Source organism: Nitrosomonas sp. Nm166, assembly GCF_900112825.1.
Classification (GTDB): domain Bacteria; phylum Pseudomonadota; class Gammaproteobacteria; order Burkholderiales; family Nitrosomonadaceae; genus Nitrosomonas.
Genome location: NZ_FONE01000034.1, coordinates 20423 through 37808, shown reverse-complemented (window position 1 = coordinate 37808; position 17386 = coordinate 20423). Strand labels below are relative to the sequence as shown.

Sequence of the window (17386 nt, the reverse complement as noted above, 5' to 3'; positions counted from 1 at the left end):
CTCAAGTTGCTCCGTTCCACTTGCCTTCCGTGCCATGATGACCTCTACCAAAGGTAAAGGCTTATATTATTACTGTTTCTATCTGTAATTGGAATAATATATGAACAGCTACGGAAGGAGAAAGCATGGGACGAATACACGATGGTAGATATACCCAAGCCCTCAGACACAGAATTATTGACACTATCCATTCGCAAGATGGTCCGGCGCGCGCTTGCCGAGGGAAGCGGAATGGGAAAATGCAGCATCGCGACAAGACGTCCACGGGTGTCTTGCAGAGAATAATCGTTTCACCCATGCCCGTCCAAAAAGTCCATTCCTATTAACGATAAAGAAGAGCTCCTTCAAATCTATGGCGATACTTGGGAATGGACGCAATCAAGCTATTCGCCTTATGCGGGCTACAACCCCGCCAAATCCAACCCGAGTGAACCTATGTCCCTCGTCAGGGATGAAGTGGTAGGAGAATATAATAACCGTTCCATGGTGAACCAGTATGTGTTGCGAGAAGGGTCATGCGCTACTCCGGTGACACATATACGCTCAAGCTTTCGCAATTTTCTGCCAGCCAAGACATGCTGGCAGTTTTCCGGCATCCGACTGGCGCGTGATGTAGAGATTGAGTCCTAGGTTCTCATTCAGCCGGGTGAGTTCACGATGAGCCAGGTATGGCCGTTGGCATCGTCGATATGTTGCTACGGCTCTAGTAGTCGAATAGCAGGCTTCGATTAAGCATGATTGTTGCTGGTTTTTAAATCCAAATTCGGTCAATATTCCGGATTTTTTACTCCATCGGCGGCAAGTGAAGCACCTACTTTCGAGGCCACATCCATCGCAAGGCGCTGGAGCATGCCGGTTTCAGCGAGGCCATCCAGGAAGCGCCTGGGTATACCAGATAGCCCGGTCTGAGCCCCGACGAGCGCCCCGGTCAAGACAGCGCGTGCCTGATTTTCACCGCCGCCATTCACAGCGTGGAGCACAGCCAATTCGAAATCGTTCGGAAAACGGGCGGCAAGATGATAGGCGGCGGGAAGCTGGTGATAAATGGCGCAGGTCATGCCATAAACGATGGAGACTTTCCACGCGGGCTCTATGCGGACATCGGGATCCGCAGCGGCACCCGCGACATACGAAGGGGTGAGCAGTGCATCTGGCGAGACAAAATATCCGCTTTCCAGCGGACGGTCTTTCTGCGGCGGATGCAAGTCGGTATGCGCCATCGTATGGAAGGGCAGTTTCCTCGCTCTTGCCAGCCGCAGGAGCTTGCTGGAAAGACTACCGTCGAGCTTGTCTCCCTGCACCAGAAGTCCCAGCACCGCCCCGTATGCGACAGTAAGGGCAACAACGGTCTCATCGTTCTGGGTGAGACGTGTATTGCTGGAGATGGCGGCCGCCATTTCCAGCGGCTGAAAGGCATAGCGGACTGCCAAGGCGAGCGTTCTCCCTATCGCTTCGGTGGTGTCGGCTGGCCCTCCCGTTGTTTGTACCCCCCAAGGCAGGTTCTGCTGGACGCGTTTGCGCCAAGCGTCGCGAATCGACTGCTGAGTGTATCCTCCCGGCCCGTTGACGGGCATACCGTTGAGCAACGGGAATATTTCCTCGTCAATGCGCCGGCAGAAATCCGCTTCATCATAGCCGCCGCGCTCGACGAGTGAGCGCAGCATCAGGCGTAGAATGATGCCCCCCTGTGAGAGTTGGCCCGCTTTGAGATCGCTATGGTAGCGGCCGGGCTTGGGGTCGACATAGGTCGTGATCCAGTCGCTGTAGTCACGGCGGAGCACCGCCAAGTCGTAATACCAGTGGGGACCGAGGCCTAACGCATCCCCAACAAAGGCGCCCATGATGGCGCCGGCAGCGCGATCCTCGGGGTCAGAGCTTTGAATAAAGGAGCCGGACATATTCTGAACCTCCTGTTGGTTAGCGTCATCTAAATGATTTTCCGAGCGCCAGGACGCGAATCACCCATGAGCGTTGACTCTATCCCAGCCGATAGTTTTCGTCAACTGCTTCTGGTCACTGTGACCAGCACCGCCGCGATGCGGTCCGCTCCCGCATAAGACGGCTCCAGCAATGGATAGTGTTTGAACCTCAATTGGAAGAAAAAGTACTATAAGGGGTACCACGTCCAATCCAGAGAAATTTGCCCAGCTCGTCTACTCTCAGTCAGTCTCTACCCAAATGGTCTAGCCGGGATTCTGGTCAAGTAGAACTCCAAGTGGATCATCAAAATCATAGCATGAAAATATTACTCACTGAGAATACTTATTTTCAGAAAGATTTGATCTGGCAGACACTTTGTCAATCTGAAGTATACTTCAATCTGACAGTTTGAGAGTAAATAAGGCTCTGTTGCAAAAAATAATCAGATTGGTGCATTATTGATTTTTCTCAGGTATTCCTCAATGACTGATTTCAAATCGGCGTCATTATCAAGGCGATATAATCTTAGGCTGTGTCCGGGGGTGCTACTGTATGTCGTCAAAGTAATTTGGACTAATGGGTTGATAGATTAAGAGATGCCTTAGCTCATCAGGTTTGAGTTTATTGATAAGTTATCGTAATGTATTTGCCGTCGCGTTGCTAATGTTCGAAGCTTAATTTTTTCTCGTTTATCCAGAATAGACTCGTATATTGACACTGCCGATGGAAAGCACTGCAATAGTAGTGTTGAACAGGCAGAACCGCAAGACACCGACTAGACTTTAGGTGTATGAGCCTGGGTCAGGTAGGTGCTGCGGTTCATTTCTCGTTCAATTAAACCGAACGGTAACTTGGGTTGAGTGTTAGACAGATAAAACCTGCATACGAGGAAGATACGAATGATGAATGAAATAGCCTGTGTGGTTGGTATTGATGTGGCCAAGCGAAAATTCGATATAGCATTACTTATCACCAACAAAATCAAAACCAAAGTGTTTGACAACACGCCATCAGGCTACAAGGCCTTTACGGATTGGCTTAGAGAGCGTGGTGCAATACCCGCGGCAGACGCATCTATGCATGGAGGCCACTGGTCCTTATAGCGAAACCTTGGCACCTTGTGGCAGAGGGGCTGGCGCGTGAGTGTGGTGAATCCAGCCCGCATCAAAGGCTTTGCCCAAGGCGAGCTTGCGCGCAATAAAACGGATCGAGCCGATGCCACATTACTGGCTCGATTTTGCGCAGCTATGCATCCCGGTTTTTGGACACCACCGCCCGTTGCATGGCGTGAATTACGCGGTTGGATCGATCGCTTGCAAGCACTCAAGGAAATGCATCAGCAGGAAAGTAATTGCATGGAAGCTCATCTGGCAAGTGGACAAACACACTTAGTGCAAGATGTTCAATCCATCTGGACTGGCTTAACAAACAGATTAAAGAGCTAGAACACAGAATCAATGACCACATCGACCGGCACCCTGATCTCAAGCGTGACACCGAGCTGCTTCGCAGCATTCCTGGCACCGGTGATATCACCGGTGCAAAGGTGTTGGCTTATGCGGGAGATGTGCGACGTTTTACCAATGCCAAAGCATTGGCAGTTTTCATTGGGGTAACACCCCGGCAACGCGTATCAGGTAGTGCCATCAAAGGCAGAACGATGATGAGTCGTACTGGACATAACGAGCTACGTCGCGCGCTGTATATGCCTGGCTTGGTAGCCAGGCATCATAATCCAATACTAGAAAACGTTTGGTGATAGATTAAGTACTACTGGCCTAGCTCCCAAGGCCGTTGTAGGAGCAGTTATGCGTAAGCTGGCACATTTAATTTACGGCGTTATTGAATCAGGACAACCATTTGATGCAAACTTTAATCATTCAACACTTGCAATTCAAGACGGTATCTCGTCTCATGGTTGGGACGAGAATGTTACGATGACTGCCGTAACGGTCAAACCTTTGAGAATCACCGGCAGAGCCGGGGGTTTACCTGTTATTAATTATTTCGCCATGAACAAATTCGCCATTCCATCTCATCATTAGACACAACCCTTCTCCGTCGTGAGTCACTAAACCCGCACCTAATCCCAAATCACCATCTTGAAGCGTTCTTTAACGATGCCAAAGTAATTACATTTCCAGTCGCTTTGTGCAAAAAAGTCCAAGTGATGCCATTTGTCTTTTAATTTCAGGATACTGGCTGCCGCATCGTCCCAATCCGTGGTTGTAAATTTAAGCTCTAGCTGCTGTTTGCGCGCCTCGACTTCACAAAAGTCAAAACCGTCGTATTCCCAATGCAGCACTTCAAATACATTTCCGGTACGATCCACATAGTCCATGCTGAAATCCAGGCCCCATTTCGGACGTATCCTGATGATTTTATAGATCAATGGATTTATTTGAGCCCAGCTTTTCAGCTGCTCCAGCGCTTCCCCGCTATATCCTTTACGCTCAAATAGTAAACTATGGTTAAGCACTGCGCCTTCCACCTTATCTGGTTGTGTGAACCAGGAAGCCTTTAGCGCATGGCGATATTCCCGATGCGCATGGACAGGCGTTAAATTAGCTTCGGCATAGCACTGTTCCAGGTCAGTGAGGTCATAGCCGTTTTGATCAAAAAGCGCAAGATCGCGGGCCAAGGGCGGACACAACCTTTCAAGCGGTTGATTCCAATATCCTTTCGAATTCAATTGATTGTTGGTTAGATTTAAGTAACACATCCGTACAAAAAAAGTATGCTTTTTAAGAAAGCAGAAATCTACTGAAAGACCTATTGGCTGTCAAACGCATGGATGACTGGGGATGGAATGATTTCATTGATGAACGGCAGCATCTTGATTATCTGAATGAATGAATTTGTCGAGCTAGGAATATGATTAACTTATTCATTATTTTGAAGTAAGGCTAAACTCAGCCTTTACTTCAGTCGTCCCGATAGGGCGCGAATTTCCTCGCGCAAGGCGTTCACCTCATTTTGGAGCTCAGCCAATTGTTTAGCCCCCGCCAATTCGGCGGCGTCATTCTCGGCATCACGGCCAATAAAGTAAGTCGCAAGCATCGCTGTTACATAACCGAATACAGCGAAGGCATACAACGCCAGAAAGAGACAAAGCACACGCCCCTCGGCTGTTTGTGGCCAATACTGAGAACCCATTGTCGTCATGATCATTGCGGTCCACCAGAGCGCTTCGCCATAACCTTTCAGCCCGCCGACCACCTCTTTCTCGAAGGCATACATTCCGGCAGCACCAGCAAGCGTGACTAACACTGTGAGAGTAACCACATAACCAAAACCGCGGCGGCTCAGACTTGCACTCAGTGCGTGCATACCGCGATTCAGTGAACTAACGACACGAAGCAACTGCAGGCCTCGTCCCGCGCGAGCCATCCGAAGTAGCCGAACTACTCGGAAAATGCGAAAAATCCGGAGCGCAGGGATAAGAAGCGAAATAGCAGTCAACCAGTTTCGCTTGAGATAAGTAAGCTTGCGCGGGGCCAAGGCCAGTTCCGCGACAAAATCCAGCAGAAAGATACCCCAGATTATCGCGCCGAAAATATTGAACCAAACACTTTCACCCCAGGTTAACTCTACAATCAGCAACGCTAACCATACGAAAGCAAGGACCAGCATCGGGGTTTCCAGCCAATTCTCCAACTGCTGCAGAGCCTCGAATCGCTCCCGTTCCACTGCATCCGCCTCAGTGCTATTCAAGTCTGGATTCTGCGGAGTACCCATGTCGCCCATCAAATATCCTTTTTAAAAATCATTTTAGGTTCTGCCACAATTACTTACTCTGACTTATTCTGATCTTCGGACTTTGTTTCTTGCCTTTTCTCCATCCGATGGGTAAGTTGACCGACAATCGAAAGAATAATCCATGTCAGAATGACACCCAACGCCGCCGAACCCCAGCGTCCCAACCCGACAGCCACGCCAACAGCCGCAGTCATCCAGATACCAGCCGCCGTCGTTAGCCCTGTAATCTCACGTTCCTGAGTCAGCTTGAGAATGGCACCGGCTCCAATAAAACCGATGCCAGCGGCAATTCCCTGAATAACGCGCGACAAATCACTTGGCGTCATCCCGGATTCTAAGGAAGTAATTACGAAGAGAGCCGTCCCCAACGCAACCAGCATATGTGTTCGTACGCCTGCTGATTTGCCCATGCGTTCCCGCTGGATTCCTACCACTGCACCCAACAGCGCAGCCGCAGTGAGCCGGATAATGATACGCGTCATCTGGGCCTCGTCCGGTAATCCAGTAGTTAGTTCTTCTAAAAAGGCATCCACGATAACCTCTAAGCATTCAGTTCATCTAGAACTAGGCCTCTAAAATGAAAGCATATTTTACTTCAAATAGAAATCCAATCCGATAATGCATCATATCTCCTTATGTTTGGTAAAAAGTCAATTTAGAATAAATCAGTAGAGAATAAATCTCGACTTTCCAGTAAGTTTGAGAAAAAATCAGGCTTAAGCACACCGCTTGAGACTTGGCATGAGCAATTTTCTCAAGACGAATTTCTCATCTATTACATCACATAGACTGATGATCGATTACCAGTTTCTTAATATCCAATAGTTGGGCACTTTGCTGTATATCCATTTCACGAGTAAATGGCAAGATACCGATTAAAGGGCATTTCAATTGCTGTTTCAATGTCTTAATATTTTCTATCAAAGCCAGCATTTGCGGATCCATACAGTTGGCCACCCAGCCTGCCAATACGAGCCCGGCGGCTTGTATGGCTTGAGCCGTTAGCAGTGCATGATTCAGGCAACCCAGTCGCATACCGACTACCAGTATCACAGGTAAATTCAGTGTTTGCGCCAAATCCGCACCGCTCTGCCATTGATTAATCGGCACCAGGAAGCCACCGGCACCTTCGACGATAACGATATCGGCTTTCGTGCTGAGCTCCTGATAAGCCTGATGAATAACCGCCATGCTAATTTCCGTGCCCGCCTGCTGCGCGGCGATATGCGGTGAAATGGGGGAATCGAATGCGTAAGAATTCATAAGCTGGCGTGAAACGCTTACGTTGCTTGCAGCGAGCAATCGTTCTACGTCGATCCACTGGCCATTTTCACTGCCCGCCGCAATCGGTTTCATACCAACAACTTTTTTATCTTGCGCTGCGAAAGCATACAGCAATGCGCAACTTATAGTAGTTTTGCCAATACCGGTATCGGTTCCGGTAACGAAAAAGCCTGCGCTCATCTGGCTATCAATTAAGGAACCAATCCCAGTTGCCTGCGCGTTTCCGGTGTCAACACCGAGCGTCGATCCAACGGTTTCCAGGCATGGCCATAAACAACTTCAAAGGTAGCTGACAATTTGCCGTCGCGGCGCAGTTTTTCATATGCGCTAATCGCTTTGTGCCACTTGTTTTTCCCCATCAGCCCCTGTTGCCTACCAAGTAATGTGTTATGTGCACCAATGGCTTTTAAATCACGCATTACACTAATGACGTCCGCGTAAGTCAGGGTAATGTATTCCATATCCATCACAGGTGTGGTAAAACCATTATGCACCAAGAGATCACCGATATCATGCATATCGATAAAACGGTTGACGTGACTGTAAGTATCCACCTGTGCAAAAGATTGACGCAATTCCTTCAGAGTATCTGGCCCGAAAGTACTGAACATCAGCAGACCATCTGTGCGCAAAATACGGTGCATCTCGGCAAATGTGCAATCGAGGTCATTGCACCATTGCAGCGCGAGATTCGACCACACCATCCCCACACTGTTACTCTTGATTGGCATTTGTTCAATATCGGCACATACATAATAGATATGCTGCTGCACGGGCAATAAGCGCTGCCACCAGGTGGTATTCGGCCGCGCGTGCGATAGCATTGCCCAAGCAATATCGACTGCAATCAGTTGACTGGCGGGATACCGTTTGGCCAGTTGTTGAGTACCATAACCAGTGCCGCTACCAGCATCAAGAATGACATCTGGCGAATATTTAATGTATTCCAGGCGCGACAGCATGCGGTTGCTGATTTCGCGTTGCAGCACTGCCGCTTGGTCGTAACTGCTGGCGGCGCGTTCGAACGCCTTGCGCAATTTTTTTTTATCAAGCGTATGTTCGGAATTCATTGAGACAAGCTATAAATTGATCGGGATAGGACAAAAATGGCGCGTGACCACAATGCGGAAATATTACCAGTTGCGATTGCGGTAATCGTGCATGCATCCAACTGGCAGCCGCGGGATGAGTAATCACATCATTTTCCCCGTGCAACAGCAAAACAGGCTGTTCAACAACTTCCAGTCTGGCGCGCAAGTCATTATTCTGCAAAATCCGCAATCCTGTCTGCAAGGCATCGGGATCGGGTTCAGCTCGTTGAAAAAAACGCTTGCGTAATTGTGACAGAATCATTGTTCCATGCCGATCACCGCTCATTTGCAGCGTTAAAAAACGGTTGATCGTAGTTGCATAATTTTGTTTCAGATTCTCCAGGAACAGCTGCAGCAATTTGTGCTCCATGCCCCATTCCCAATCGTCGCGTTTGGCAAAACAAGGGGTAGTAGAAATCAGAATCAGTTTCTGCACATGCTTGGGCTCACGCAGCGCCAATTCGATGGCAATCTGCCCGCCGAGCGACCAGCCACCGACCGTACACCGCTCAGGTATTATTTCTGTGAGGATCTCGACCAGATGATCTAAGTCACCTGCCTTACAAGCAGGACTTAGCCCGTGCCCCGGCAAATCTACCAAATGCAGGCGAAACTGCTGACTCAGCTGATCACGAATACCATCCCAAATCCCGCTGTGCATCGCCCAGCCATGCAATAACACGAGATCCGGGCCTTGACCGATCGATTCAATATGCAGGTGCGTCATAAATGTAATGTTAATTCATTCAGTGCCTGTGCCAAGCACTGGATATCTTGCGGCTGATGCGCGGCAGACAGCGAAATGCGCAAACGCGCTGCACCCTGCGGTACCGTCGGCGGGCGAATCGCTGGTACCAGAATGCCGCGTTCGCGCAGGCCATGGCTGATACGCATCGCTTCAACATTATCACCGATCAGTAATGGCTGGATCGGTGTGCTGGAAGGTAATAATTTCCATGGTAACGACTGCAAGCCTTCTTTCAGCTGCACAATATTTCGCGCTAAAGCTTCACGCCGCCATTCATCCTGTTCGATCAGCTTCAGGCTGGTCAATAAGATGTGAGACAACAAGGGCGGCGTGGCAGTTGTATAAATATAACTGCGCGCAGACTGAATCAAGGTTTCGATTACAACTTCTTGCGCGGCGGCAAATGCGCCAAATACCCCAGCTGCTTTGCCCAGCGTTGCCATGTACACGATATTGAGCGAATGCACATCACTCCTGCCTGTCAGAAATAAACTGCCTCGACCTTGTTCGCCCAGCACGCCAAAACCATGCGCATCATCGAGCAGCAGCAGCGCATGATATTTTTCGCACAGCGCGACAAGCTGAGAGATCGGCGCAACATCTCCTTCCATGCTGAACACTGCATCGGTAATTACTAGCTTGCGACGAGCATGGGTTGTCGCCAGGCGTTGTTCTAAAACCGCAAGATCAAGATGCGAGTAGCGAATGAATTTCGCCCGCGATAGGATGGCTGCATCGTTCAGTGATGCATGATTCAGTTTATCGGCAAAAATGGCATCTTCGCGCCCAGCCAAGGCTGTGACCACACCGATGTTTGCCATATAACCCGTCGAAAACAGCAAGGCTTTCGGAAAACCGGCAAACTGCGCCAAGGCTTCTTCCAAAATATGATGTGCGGAAGAATGACCATGAGTCAGATGCGATGCCCCTGCACCCACACCATATTGCTGTGCGCCCTCAGAGGCAGATTTAATTAAGTCAGCATGATTGGCCAGCCCCAGGTAGTCATTACTGCTAAATGCGAGATAATCACGACCGTCAAGAGTGATATGGGATGCCTGAGGACTTTCCAATACCTGCCGGAAACGCCGCAACCCTTCTTGTTCGCGGGCATGCAATTGCTCAGCCAGGCCTGCAAACATCAATTACAACGAGTGGAGTCCTAATTTATCTAATAAGGCGCGATCACGATCCGTTTCCGGATTGGCTGTAGTCAACAATTTATCGCCATAAAAAATAGAATTAGCACCCGCCAGAAAACACAGCGCTTGCACGGCTTCTGACATTTCCTGCCGGCCTGCGGATAACCGCACCATGGCTTTCGGCATGGTAATCCGTGCGGCTGCAATAGTACGTATAAACTCCAGCGGATCCAACGCCGCAGTGCCATACAACGGTGTACCTTTGACCTGCACCAGGTGGTTGATCGGCACCGATTCCGGATAGGGATTCAAATTGGCCAATTGCGCGATCAGTCCGGCGCGCGACTGACGGGTTTCACCCATCCCTACAATACCGCCACAACACACATTAATTCCGGCATCGCGAACTTCCTGCAATGTGTTAAGGCGATCCTGGTACTGCCGCGTGGTGATAATTTCTTCATAAAATTCCGGTGCCGTATCGAGATTGTGGTTGTAATAATCCAGACCAGCCTCACCCAATTGCTGGGCCTGTCCTGGTTTTAACAAACCCAATGTAGCGCAGGTTTCCATTCCCAGTGACTTGACTGCACGTACCATTTCAGTCATTTTTTCGATGTCCCGCTGCTTGGGACCACGCCAGGCGGCTCCCATGCAAAACCGCGATGCACCTTTGGCTTTTGCCGCAGCCGCTGCAGATACCACTTCATCCAGCGACAGCATGTCCTGATTATCAATACCCGTATGGTAGCGTGCTGCTTGCGGGCAATAACCGCAATCTTCCGGGCAGCCTCCAGTTTTTACTGAAATTAGGGTAGATAGCTGCACGCCGTTAGCATCGTGATATTGTCGATGCACGCACTGCGCACGGTAAATCAGATCGTTAAATGGCGCATCTAGCAATGCTTGAACTTCAGCCACACTCCAATAGACTGAATCCTCTGATTTTCCGGTTATACTGCTTGGGTGATTTTGTACTTTGCTGGTGGTGAGTGAATCCAGATTCATGCCAATTTACCTGTTATTCTATTTTATTTAATGGAACATCGATTACGCTGTTGCCGATCATTTCGGATGATCAAGGATTCAATGAACATTGTCAATTTTTCTATCACTCATTCTTAAGCACCTGATTACACATCATGCTGTTTCTGACCCAGAAAAATTGTATATTGTGCGGCGTATCCGCAACCCAGGATTTATGCGAGCCTTGTTACATCCATTTACCTCGACTACCGGCTAATCATTGCCCCATTTGCCTGTGGCCCGTGCCAACAGCGGAAATATGCGGAGCCTGCCTGACAAAACCACCTGCATTCACTCACACCATTGCAGCATTTCGCTATACTTTTCCCATTGATGCGATGATTCATTCATTGAAATATCGAACTCATCTAGCCATCGCACCGATTCTTGCTAATCTACTCATAACGCGATTAAAGACCACATCCCTATTGCCGGATGTCATCATACCAATGCCGCTGCATCCGATTCGATTGCGCGAACGCGGCTTTAATCAGGCAATGGAAATCAGCCGTTATATTTCGAAACAAATGGGCATTGCTTTGCTACCTGATAGTTGTAAGCGCATCAAACATACGCCACCACAAACCGGATTACCTTGGAAAGATCGACAGAAAAATATTCGCAAGGCCTTTGATTGTAAAATAGATTTATCGGGAAAGCATGTTGCGCTGGTCGATGATGTAATGACAACGGGGGCTACATTGAATGAATTGGCTAAGGTGCTACGTAAGCAAGGTGCTGCTGAAATCAGCAACTGGGTTATTGCCAGAACGCTTCCGGAGGTAATGCAATAGGTTTCTCATAACATGAAATTACTTAATAAACATGCTTAATATCATTTTGTATCAACCCGAGATTCCACCCAATACAGGTAATATTATTCGCCTGTGTGCCAATACCGGCATGCAGTTACATCTTGTTAAGCCATTAGGTTTTCCACTCAAAGACAAGCAGTTGTTGCGTGCCGGTTTGGATTATCATGAATTTGCCCGGATAAAAGTGCATGAGAATTGGGCGGATTGCTGTCAAGACCTGCAAGGTCATCGCATATTTGCAATCACCACCAAGGGAAAACAACGTTATGACAAGGTAATGTATACCGCAGGTGATGCTTTTTTGTTTGGTGCAGAAAGTTGTGGCCTACCCGCTCAAATGCTGGGAGCCTTTCCGGAACTTTACCGCATTCGAATACCGATGGTTGCAACCAGCCGCAGCCTGAATTTATCCAATGCCGTAGCGATTATTGCCTATGAAGCATGGCGCCAAGCCGGATTTCTGTCGGGACAATAAGCCATTACTGTAGATTAAGATTCTCGCTCAAAATACGTGGGGTCACAAAAATCAATAATTCGCGCTTATTGTCTACTTTAGCCGAGTTACGGAACACGTGACCAAGCACCGGTATATCGCCCAGCATCGGCACCTTATTAACAACCTCATTCTCAGTTCGATCAAAAATACCGCCAATCACTACAGTTCCACCATTTTCCACCAGAACCTTGGTAGTCACTTGCTTGGTATTAATCGATGGCGGCAAGAATTGATTGATAGCTGTACCAATTCTATCCTGATTAACATTTAATTCCATATCAATCTGACCATTATAAGTAATCAGTGGCTTAACTTTTAATCTTAGCGTTGCATCCATAAAACGGATACTGGTGGCACCACTACTCGTGGCTTGTTGATAGGGGACGCGGTCACCTTGCTCAATAACGGCTTCTACCCCATGCGCAGTCACTACACGTGGACTGGCGATCACCCTTCCTTTCTGATCTGTTTCTAATGCCGATAGTTCAAGATTGATTAATCGGCCATTATTAATTTTTATCAAACTCAGACCCAGAGCAGCAGGCCCGCCTAGTAATCCTGTGGCTGCTGCAGCTGGCAGATTCACATTCAAGTTGCCACCACCACCCGCTGAACCACCAGCAGCAAGTGCACTTGAATCAGTCAAATTACCCGAAATCCCCAGATTGTGACTACCCAAATTCGTTGCGTTCTGGATACCAAAGCGTGCCCCTAAATTCCGGCTGAATAAATCTGTGGCTTCAACAATCCGCGCTTCAATCATGACTTGTCTTTCAAAAACATCTAATTTCTGGACACGCTTTCTAATTTCATTTAATTTCGCGGGAATATCAGTAACAGTTAAGGTATTACTGATCTCATCCAGATTAACCGTACCACGCTTACTGAGCATCCCTTCAAACGATAAAGAATTAACTCTGCGATGATTTAAATGAAAAATTTCAGAACGCAATGGCTCCATTTCAGCGATCTGCAGTTGGGCTTCCAGATTTAATAATTCTCTGTCTGCCATTTCTTTGCGCGGTGCCACAAAAATGACGTTACCCGTTTTACGTTTGTCCAGACCCTGTACCTGCAGTACAATATCCAGAGCCTGATCCCAGGGGACATCTTTTAAACGTAAAGTAATATTCCCGCTTACCGAATCACTCGTGATGATATTAAGATTGGTAAAATCAGCAATGACTTGCAATATCGCCCGAACTTCAACGTCTTGAAAATTAAGAGACAATCTCTCACCGGTATAACCACCGTTGATTCTCTTTCTTTTTGCCAATTCTTCTTCATCATCAGATAATGCGCGCACCTCCAAAATAAATTGTGTATCAGATTGCCGGGCAGAATGCTCCCACCGACCACTGGATTTCACAATCATGTGGACATTATCACCTTTGCTGGATGTCTCAATAGTATGAACAGGGGTAGCAAAATCGACGACGTTCAATCGCCTTCTCAGACTACTAGGAAGAAAGGTATCTACAAACTCGACAAAAATATCATCGCCTTGTTGTTGTACGTCAACTGCAGCACCGGCTTTCATCATATCTACAATAATCCGGCCTTCGCCATTTGCTCCACGTCGAAAATCAATATCGCGCAGGCTATTTTTCTGCTTATTGGGAGTATCCTCAGCAAATCGAACCCCTGTATTAACTGCCTGATTTTCTGCCACAGCAATAAGCCTGATAAAAAGCGCATTCTCTACAGCCCGAATATCTTGTTTCATTAATCTTGACAGATTTAATACCACACGAGTCCGGTCCCCAACCTGTACGATATTGATACTGCGTAAATCTCCTTCTGCTGCCTCTTGGATACTTTTGCCTAAGCCATTCGCAACATGGTAAAAATCAAAATAGATACGAAAGGGATTACTTAATGAGGTACCCGTTGGGAAAGTTTGCAGCGGATGATCTAGAGTTAATTTGATAACTACTTCTCCATTTTGGGTATTAGAAATATCAATTGATCGAATACTATTTTGAGCTAATTCTGTAGGCTGAATCTGTTCGGCAAAAACCGTAGTAACCGCGAGGATCAATAGTGTTGTTATTCCCAAGCTTCGGATACTTATTTTCATTGTCGATAGTTGCCGGTTCATTTTAATTTTTCAGCATGAGCACACTCGTGCGTTCAGTCCATTCATTCATGCCACCTTGTACAATCTCTACCAGCCTAACTTCTGCTTCAGAAATATGCTCAATTTTTCCAAAGTTCTGACCCAAATAATTGCCCTTTTTAACCCGATGCAGGGTCCCATCCGGGGATTTAATCAAGGCAAAAATCAATCCTTCTCCCTGTAGCGAGCCAACCAGCAATAAGCTCTCCAAAGGATAGGACTCGAGTACTTCCTTGTGTCGATTTAAGTCCGGCTGGACGCCATTTATCGTATGTTGTACCTGCTCACTTTTGCGCGGCAAGAATGGGGTGGGGAGATCAAAGGCCTGATAAATGAAAGGTTTGTATGGCTTAATCTCTGGCATTGGGTCAATCTGTCCATGCAAATCTTTTCCAGCATCATTAACAAACACTTCCAAATCACTATAGCCATTCTGGCTACAAGCGGTCATCATCCAGCAAATAACAAGGGAAATGTATAGAAAAAAAGGTCGTAGCATAGTTTTATTTTCCCCCAGTCTGTCTTCCCCCAGCCTTTGCTACTTCTTCTTCATCCAAATAACGGAATGTTTTTGCAATAGCATCCAATACTAATTTCCCATCATTTCCAAGTGTTATGCTGATGTTATTCAGTGTCACAATGCGCGGTAACTGGGCGATATCACTAGCAAATGCGCCAATATCGTGGTAACTGCCCACTACACGTACTGAAATAGGGAGTTCCGCATAAAATGCATTGTTGATTTCATTAGCTGCTGGTTTAAATAATTCAAACTGAAGTCCGCGGCCTAAACCTGCTTGATTAATATCAACCAAGAGCGCCTCCATTTCTGATTTATCCGGTAATTGTTTGAATAATGTATTTAATGATTGTTTGACATCTTTCATCCGCTGCCGCAAAGCAGATAAATTCACGGCACTCTTTTTCTTAGCTAGGTAAGTAGTTCTTAGTGTTTCTTCCTGAGCTTGTGCATTCTTAAGCGCTTCAATTTGCTCTTCCCAAACCAGGAAATAGCCTGCAATGATGATGGCAATAAATAAAATAATCAGTGCGCTTACTTTAAATGCAACCGGCCAGTTTCCTGCATTATTGATATCAAGCTGACGCAATTCGATAAGTAGATTCATCGCAATTGTCTTAGGTGATTTATCTGACCAGATTGGGGTAAATTCTGTAATTCATCACTGGATATGCGGCTTTAGCTTTACCTTCATGTTAAATTCGTTCTGACGTGTGTTGTTTGCAGTAATAGCTTTAATTTCTATCAACAATGGTGATTCAAACTGCGGTGAAGATTCAAGATTACGCATCAACATAGAAACCCAGGCGTTGGACTGTGCATATCCAACGAGACTGATATCATGATCCATCTGCTTGATACTCTGAAAATACACACCATCCGGAAGTAATCTCACTAGCTGATCCAGTAAGTAGACGACCTCAGACCGACTATGCTGCAATGTTTCAACAACTTGTTTGCGTGCCAATAATTCTTGAGTGCGCGTTTTTATTTCTCTAATTTCAGCAATTTCTTTGTCCAAGATAGCAATCTGCTCATTCAAGTACTGATTGCGACCAGCCTGATATGCTATTTCTCCGGCAAGCATGGTATAGAAACCCCAGACAGCAGTAATAGCTAGAAAGCTAACCAAACCCGCCAAAAAAGCAATTTGCCGCTGCCGCGCTTTGCGTTTTAGTTCACGATGTGGCAGTAAGTTAATCCGTATCATAATGGATCAAAGCTACGCAAAGCCAAACCGCAAGCAATCAAAAGCGAGGGCGCATCCAATTTAAGTTGTCTCGAAATAATACGGCTCGACAATTCCATATTTGAAAAAGGATTAACAATGGATGTATTCACTTGCACGCGTGACGCGATAGTCTCATTGAGTCCGGGAATAACTGCACACCCACCCGCAATAAAAATATAATTAATTTCAGTATATTGAGTTGAAGTGTAGAAAAATTGAATCGCTCGCATGACTTCAACAGCCAATGTCTCGCAGAATGGCTGCAAAACATCTGTTTTATAGTTATCGGGTAAATTTCCACTTCGTTTCGCAGCTTCTGCTTCTTCAAGCGAGAGATTAAATTGATTACCAATCTCTTGAGTTAATTGATTACCTCCAAATGGCTGATCTCGTGTATATATGGATTCCCCATTACAGAACACATTAATTTTCATTACTGTTGCCCCGATATCAATCAGTGCAATCACCTGATCCTTACCACTTTCTGGTAATTGACCTAGTGTTAATTCAAACGCTGCTTGTGCTGCATAAGACTCAACGTCCATAACAAGCGCTTTAAGACCAGCTGACAAAGCAATAGCTACACGATCTTCCACTTTCTCTTTACGTGATGCCACAATAAGGACTTCAACTTGCTCCGGATTTCCTGACACTGGCTTAACTATCTGAAAATCAAGATCAACCTCATCAAGGGAAAAGGGGATGTATTGACTGGCTTCATTTTCAACTTGAAAGACCAGATCATCTTCATGCTGACCTGCAGGCACAATAATCTTTTTGGTAATCACATCTGTCACCGGTAGCGCAAGTGCCGCGTTTTTTTGACGCGTCCCCATGCGTTTCCATCCCCGTTGCAGACACTCACTCACCGCTTCCAAATGAACAATTCCACCTTCCGACATAGCATTTGCCGGCATAGGTTCAATTGTATATCGTTCAATACGATAGAGTTGATTTCCCTTATCAAGTATAGATAATTCAACCATTTTCACAGCTGAAGAACTGATGTCTACTCCAATGAGTGGAGGTGATTTGTTTTTAAAAAAGTCTAAGTTGATATCAAAATTCTCTTTGAACATTGACTTATTAGATTGAAGCGATGCTCGCAAATTAAAATTACCAATTAAAGCTAAATGTATGTAAACTACTTGTTATTTGCTAAATTTCAGAAGAGATTAAATAACTCACTAGATTCTGACAGAAGTAAGAAAATCCAATCCAAAGAAAAACGGTAT

The 17386-nt window shown here is 46.6% G+C and carries 22 protein-coding genes; 8 read left to right on the top strand and 14 right to left on the bottom strand.

From position 1 onward, the window contains the following. The first annotated feature begins 214 nt into the window (after positions 1 to 214). A complete protein-coding gene (locus tag BM021_RS16625) occupies positions 215 to 463 on the top strand; it encodes a hypothetical protein (RefSeq protein WP_371116384.1) in 249 nt (82 codons plus the stop codon). Then, a complete protein-coding gene (locus tag BM021_RS16150; protein ID WP_256207876.1) occupies positions 349 to 630 on the top strand; it encodes an SUMF1/EgtB/PvdO family nonheme iron enzyme in 282 nt (93 codons plus the stop codon). The genes BM021_RS16625 and BM021_RS16150 overlap by 115 nt, the downstream gene beginning before the upstream one ends. A gap of 137 nt (positions 631 to 767) precedes the next feature. On the opposite strand, the gene BM021_RS10470 is transcribed toward BM021_RS16150, so the two are convergent. Further along, positions 768 to 1898 (bottom strand): ADP-ribosylglycohydrolase family protein, encoded by a 1131-nt coding sequence (locus tag BM021_RS10470; RefSeq protein WP_090720983.1) that lies wholly within the window; start codon positions 1896 to 1898, stop codon positions 768 to 770. Between the two features lie 921 nt (positions 1899 to 2819). Here BM021_RS10470 and BM021_RS15780 point away from each other — a divergent pair. Genes BM021_RS15780 through BM021_RS15765 form a run of 4 tightly spaced genes read left to right on the top strand, consistent with a single transcriptional unit; the run spans position 2820 to position 3965 of the window. Continuing rightward, positions 2820 to 3023 (top strand): hypothetical protein, encoded by a 204-nt coding sequence (locus BM021_RS15780; protein WP_218147854.1) that lies wholly within the window; start codon positions 2820 to 2822, stop codon positions 3021 to 3023. Positions 3024 to 3059: 36 nt separating this feature from the next. Beyond that, positions 3060 to 3365, top strand: coding sequence for an IS110 family transposase (locus tag BM021_RS15775; RefSeq protein ID WP_218147853.1), 306 nt, complete (start codon positions 3060 to 3062; stop codon positions 3363 to 3365). Further along, a complete protein-coding gene (locus tag BM021_RS15770) occupies positions 3272 to 3679 on the top strand; it encodes a transposase (protein WP_218147852.1) in 408 nt (135 codons plus the stop codon). The genes BM021_RS15775 and BM021_RS15770 overlap by 94 nt, the downstream gene beginning before the upstream one ends. 49 nt (positions 3680 to 3728) lie before the next feature. Next, complete coding sequence (locus tag BM021_RS15765) at positions 3729 to 3965, top strand: hypothetical protein (RefSeq protein ID WP_218147851.1); 237 nt, start codon at positions 3729 to 3731, stop codon at positions 3963 to 3965. 38 nt (positions 3966 to 4003) lie between these two features. On the opposite strand, the gene BM021_RS10460 is transcribed toward BM021_RS15765, so the two are convergent. The 8 genes from BM021_RS10460 to bioB form a co-directional block, all read right to left on the bottom strand. Next, positions 4004 to 4561 carry a hypothetical protein gene (locus BM021_RS10460; protein ID WP_256207874.1) on the bottom strand — a complete coding sequence of 186 codons (558 nt, stop codon included), beginning with the start codon at positions 4559 to 4561 and terminating at the stop codon, positions 4004 to 4006. 278 nt (positions 4562 to 4839) lie between these two features. Beyond that, positions 4840 to 5658 carry a potassium channel family protein gene (locus tag BM021_RS10455; protein WP_218147850.1) on the bottom strand — a complete coding sequence of 273 codons (819 nt, stop codon included), beginning with the start codon at positions 5656 to 5658 and terminating at the stop codon, positions 4840 to 4842. A 53-nt stretch (positions 5659 to 5711) separates the two neighbouring features. Beyond that, a complete protein-coding gene (locus tag BM021_RS10450) occupies positions 5712 to 6212 on the bottom strand; it encodes an MgtC/SapB family protein (protein ID WP_090720980.1) in 501 nt (166 codons plus the stop codon). A gap of 247 nt (positions 6213 to 6459) precedes the next feature. Next, positions 6460 to 7143, bottom strand: coding sequence for a dethiobiotin synthase (bioD, locus tag BM021_RS10445; protein ID WP_090720979.1), 684 nt, complete (start codon positions 7141 to 7143; stop codon positions 6460 to 6462). Between the two features lie 11 nt (positions 7144 to 7154). Continuing rightward, positions 7155 to 8033, bottom strand: a complete 879-nt coding sequence (bioC, locus tag BM021_RS10440) for a malonyl-ACP O-methyltransferase BioC (RefSeq protein ID WP_090720978.1) — start codon at positions 8031 to 8033, stop codon at positions 7155 to 7157. Further along, entirely contained in the window at positions 8011 to 8781 is a 771-nt protein-coding gene (gene bioH, locus BM021_RS10435; RefSeq protein WP_090720977.1) for a pimeloyl-ACP methyl ester esterase BioH, read from the bottom strand. Before bioH ends, bioC begins: the two co-directional genes overlap by 23 nt. Then, positions 8778 to 9944, bottom strand: coding sequence for an 8-amino-7-oxononanoate synthase (bioF, locus tag BM021_RS10430; protein WP_090720976.1), 1167 nt, complete (start codon positions 9942 to 9944; stop codon positions 8778 to 8780). Before bioF ends, bioH begins: the two co-directional genes overlap by 4 nt. Positions 9945 to 9947: 3 nt before the next feature. After that, positions 9948 to 10952, bottom strand: a complete 1005-nt coding sequence (gene bioB, locus BM021_RS10425; protein WP_090720975.1) for a biotin synthase BioB — start codon at positions 10950 to 10952, stop codon at positions 9948 to 9950. Positions 10953 to 11086: 134 nt separating this feature from the next. Between bioB and BM021_RS10420 the strand changes: the two genes are divergently transcribed. After that, positions 11087 to 11764, top strand: coding sequence for a ComF family protein (locus BM021_RS10420; protein WP_090720974.1), 678 nt, complete (start codon positions 11087 to 11089; stop codon positions 11762 to 11764). A gap of 31 nt (positions 11765 to 11795) precedes the next feature. Continuing rightward, positions 11796 to 12260, top strand: coding sequence for a tRNA (cytidine(34)-2'-O)-methyltransferase (locus BM021_RS10415; RefSeq protein WP_090720973.1), 465 nt, complete (start codon positions 11796 to 11798; stop codon positions 12258 to 12260). A 4-nt stretch (positions 12261 to 12264) separates the two neighbouring features. Here the strand turns inward: BM021_RS10415 and pilQ are convergent, their stop codons facing one another. The 5 genes from pilQ to BM021_RS10390 are packed head-to-tail and all read right to left on the bottom strand — an operon-like array spanning position 12265 to position 17230. Further along, positions 12265 to 14361: a type IV pilus secretin PilQ gene (gene pilQ / locus BM021_RS10410; RefSeq protein WP_090720972.1), complete on the bottom strand. Its 2097-nt coding sequence runs from the start codon at positions 14359 to 14361 to the stop codon at positions 12265 to 12267. A gap of 22 nt (positions 14362 to 14383) precedes the next feature. After that, positions 14384 to 14899: a pilus assembly protein PilP gene (locus BM021_RS10405; protein WP_090720971.1), complete on the bottom strand. Its 516-nt coding sequence runs from the start codon at positions 14897 to 14899 to the stop codon at positions 14384 to 14386. Between the two features lie 4 nt (positions 14900 to 14903). Next, entirely contained in the window at positions 14904 to 15527 is a 624-nt protein-coding gene (locus tag BM021_RS10400; RefSeq protein ID WP_090720970.1) for a type IV pilus inner membrane component PilO, read from the bottom strand. 54 nt (positions 15528 to 15581) lie between these two features. Beyond that, positions 15582 to 16130, bottom strand: coding sequence for a PilN domain-containing protein (locus BM021_RS10395; protein ID WP_090720969.1), 549 nt, complete (start codon positions 16128 to 16130; stop codon positions 15582 to 15584). Then, positions 16127 to 17230, bottom strand: a complete 1104-nt coding sequence (locus BM021_RS10390) for a pilus assembly protein PilM (RefSeq protein ID WP_090720968.1) — start codon at positions 17228 to 17230, stop codon at positions 16127 to 16129. Before BM021_RS10390 ends, BM021_RS10395 begins: the two co-directional genes overlap by 4 nt. Between the last annotated feature and the right edge of the window lie 156 nt (positions 17231 to 17386).

Coding starts and splice junctions, on each gene's coding strand:
- BM021_RS10415 (WP_090720973.1), top strand. CDS start 11,796: ATGCTTAATATCATTTTGTATCAACCCGAGATTCCACCCAATACAGGT.
- BM021_RS10470 (WP_090720983.1), bottom strand. CDS start 1,898: ATGTCCGGCTCCTTTATTCAAAGCTCTGACCCCGAGGATCGCGCTGCC.
- BM021_RS10420 (WP_090720974.1), top strand. CDS start 11,087: ATGCTGTTTCTGACCCAGAAAAATTGTATATTGTGCGGCGTATCCGCA.
- bioD (WP_090720979.1), bottom strand. CDS start 7,143: ATGAGCGCAGGCTTTTTCGTTACCGGAACCGATACCGGTATTGGCAAA.
- pilQ (WP_090720972.1), bottom strand. CDS start 14,361: ATGAAAATAAGTATCCGAAGCTTGGGAATAACAACACTATTGATCCTC.
- bioF (WP_090720976.1), bottom strand. CDS start 9,944: ATGTTTGCAGGCCTGGCTGAGCAATTGCATGCCCGCGAACAAGAAGGG.
- BM021_RS10395 (WP_090720969.1), bottom strand. CDS start 16,130: ATGATACGGATTAACTTACTGCCACATCGTGAACTAAAACGCAAAGCG.
- bioB (WP_090720975.1), bottom strand. CDS start 10,952: ATGAATCTGGATTCACTCACCACCAGCAAAGTACAAAATCACCCAAGC.
- BM021_RS15780 (WP_218147854.1), top strand. CDS start 2,820: ATGATGAATGAAATAGCCTGTGTGGTTGGTATTGATGTGGCCAAGCGA.
- BM021_RS10390 (WP_090720968.1), bottom strand. CDS start 17,230: ATGTTCAAAGAGAATTTTGATATCAACTTAGACTTTTTTAAAAACAAA.
- BM021_RS10455 (WP_218147850.1), bottom strand. CDS start 5,658: ATGGGTACTCCGCAGAATCCAGACTTGAATAGCACTGAGGCGGATGCA.
- bioH (WP_090720977.1), bottom strand. CDS start 8,781: ATGACGCACCTGCATATTGAATCGATCGGTCAAGGCCCGGATCTCGTG.
- BM021_RS10400 (WP_090720970.1), bottom strand. CDS start 15,527: ATGAATCTACTTATCGAATTGCGTCAGCTTGATATCAATAATGCAGGA.
- bioC (WP_090720978.1), bottom strand. CDS start 8,033: ATGAATTCCGAACATACGCTTGATAAAAAAAAATTGCGCAAGGCGTTC.
- BM021_RS10405 (WP_090720971.1), bottom strand. CDS start 14,899: ATGCTACGACCTTTTTTTCTATACATTTCCCTTGTTATTTGCTGGATG.
- BM021_RS15765 (WP_218147851.1), top strand. CDS start 3,729: ATGCGTAAGCTGGCACATTTAATTTACGGCGTTATTGAATCAGGACAA.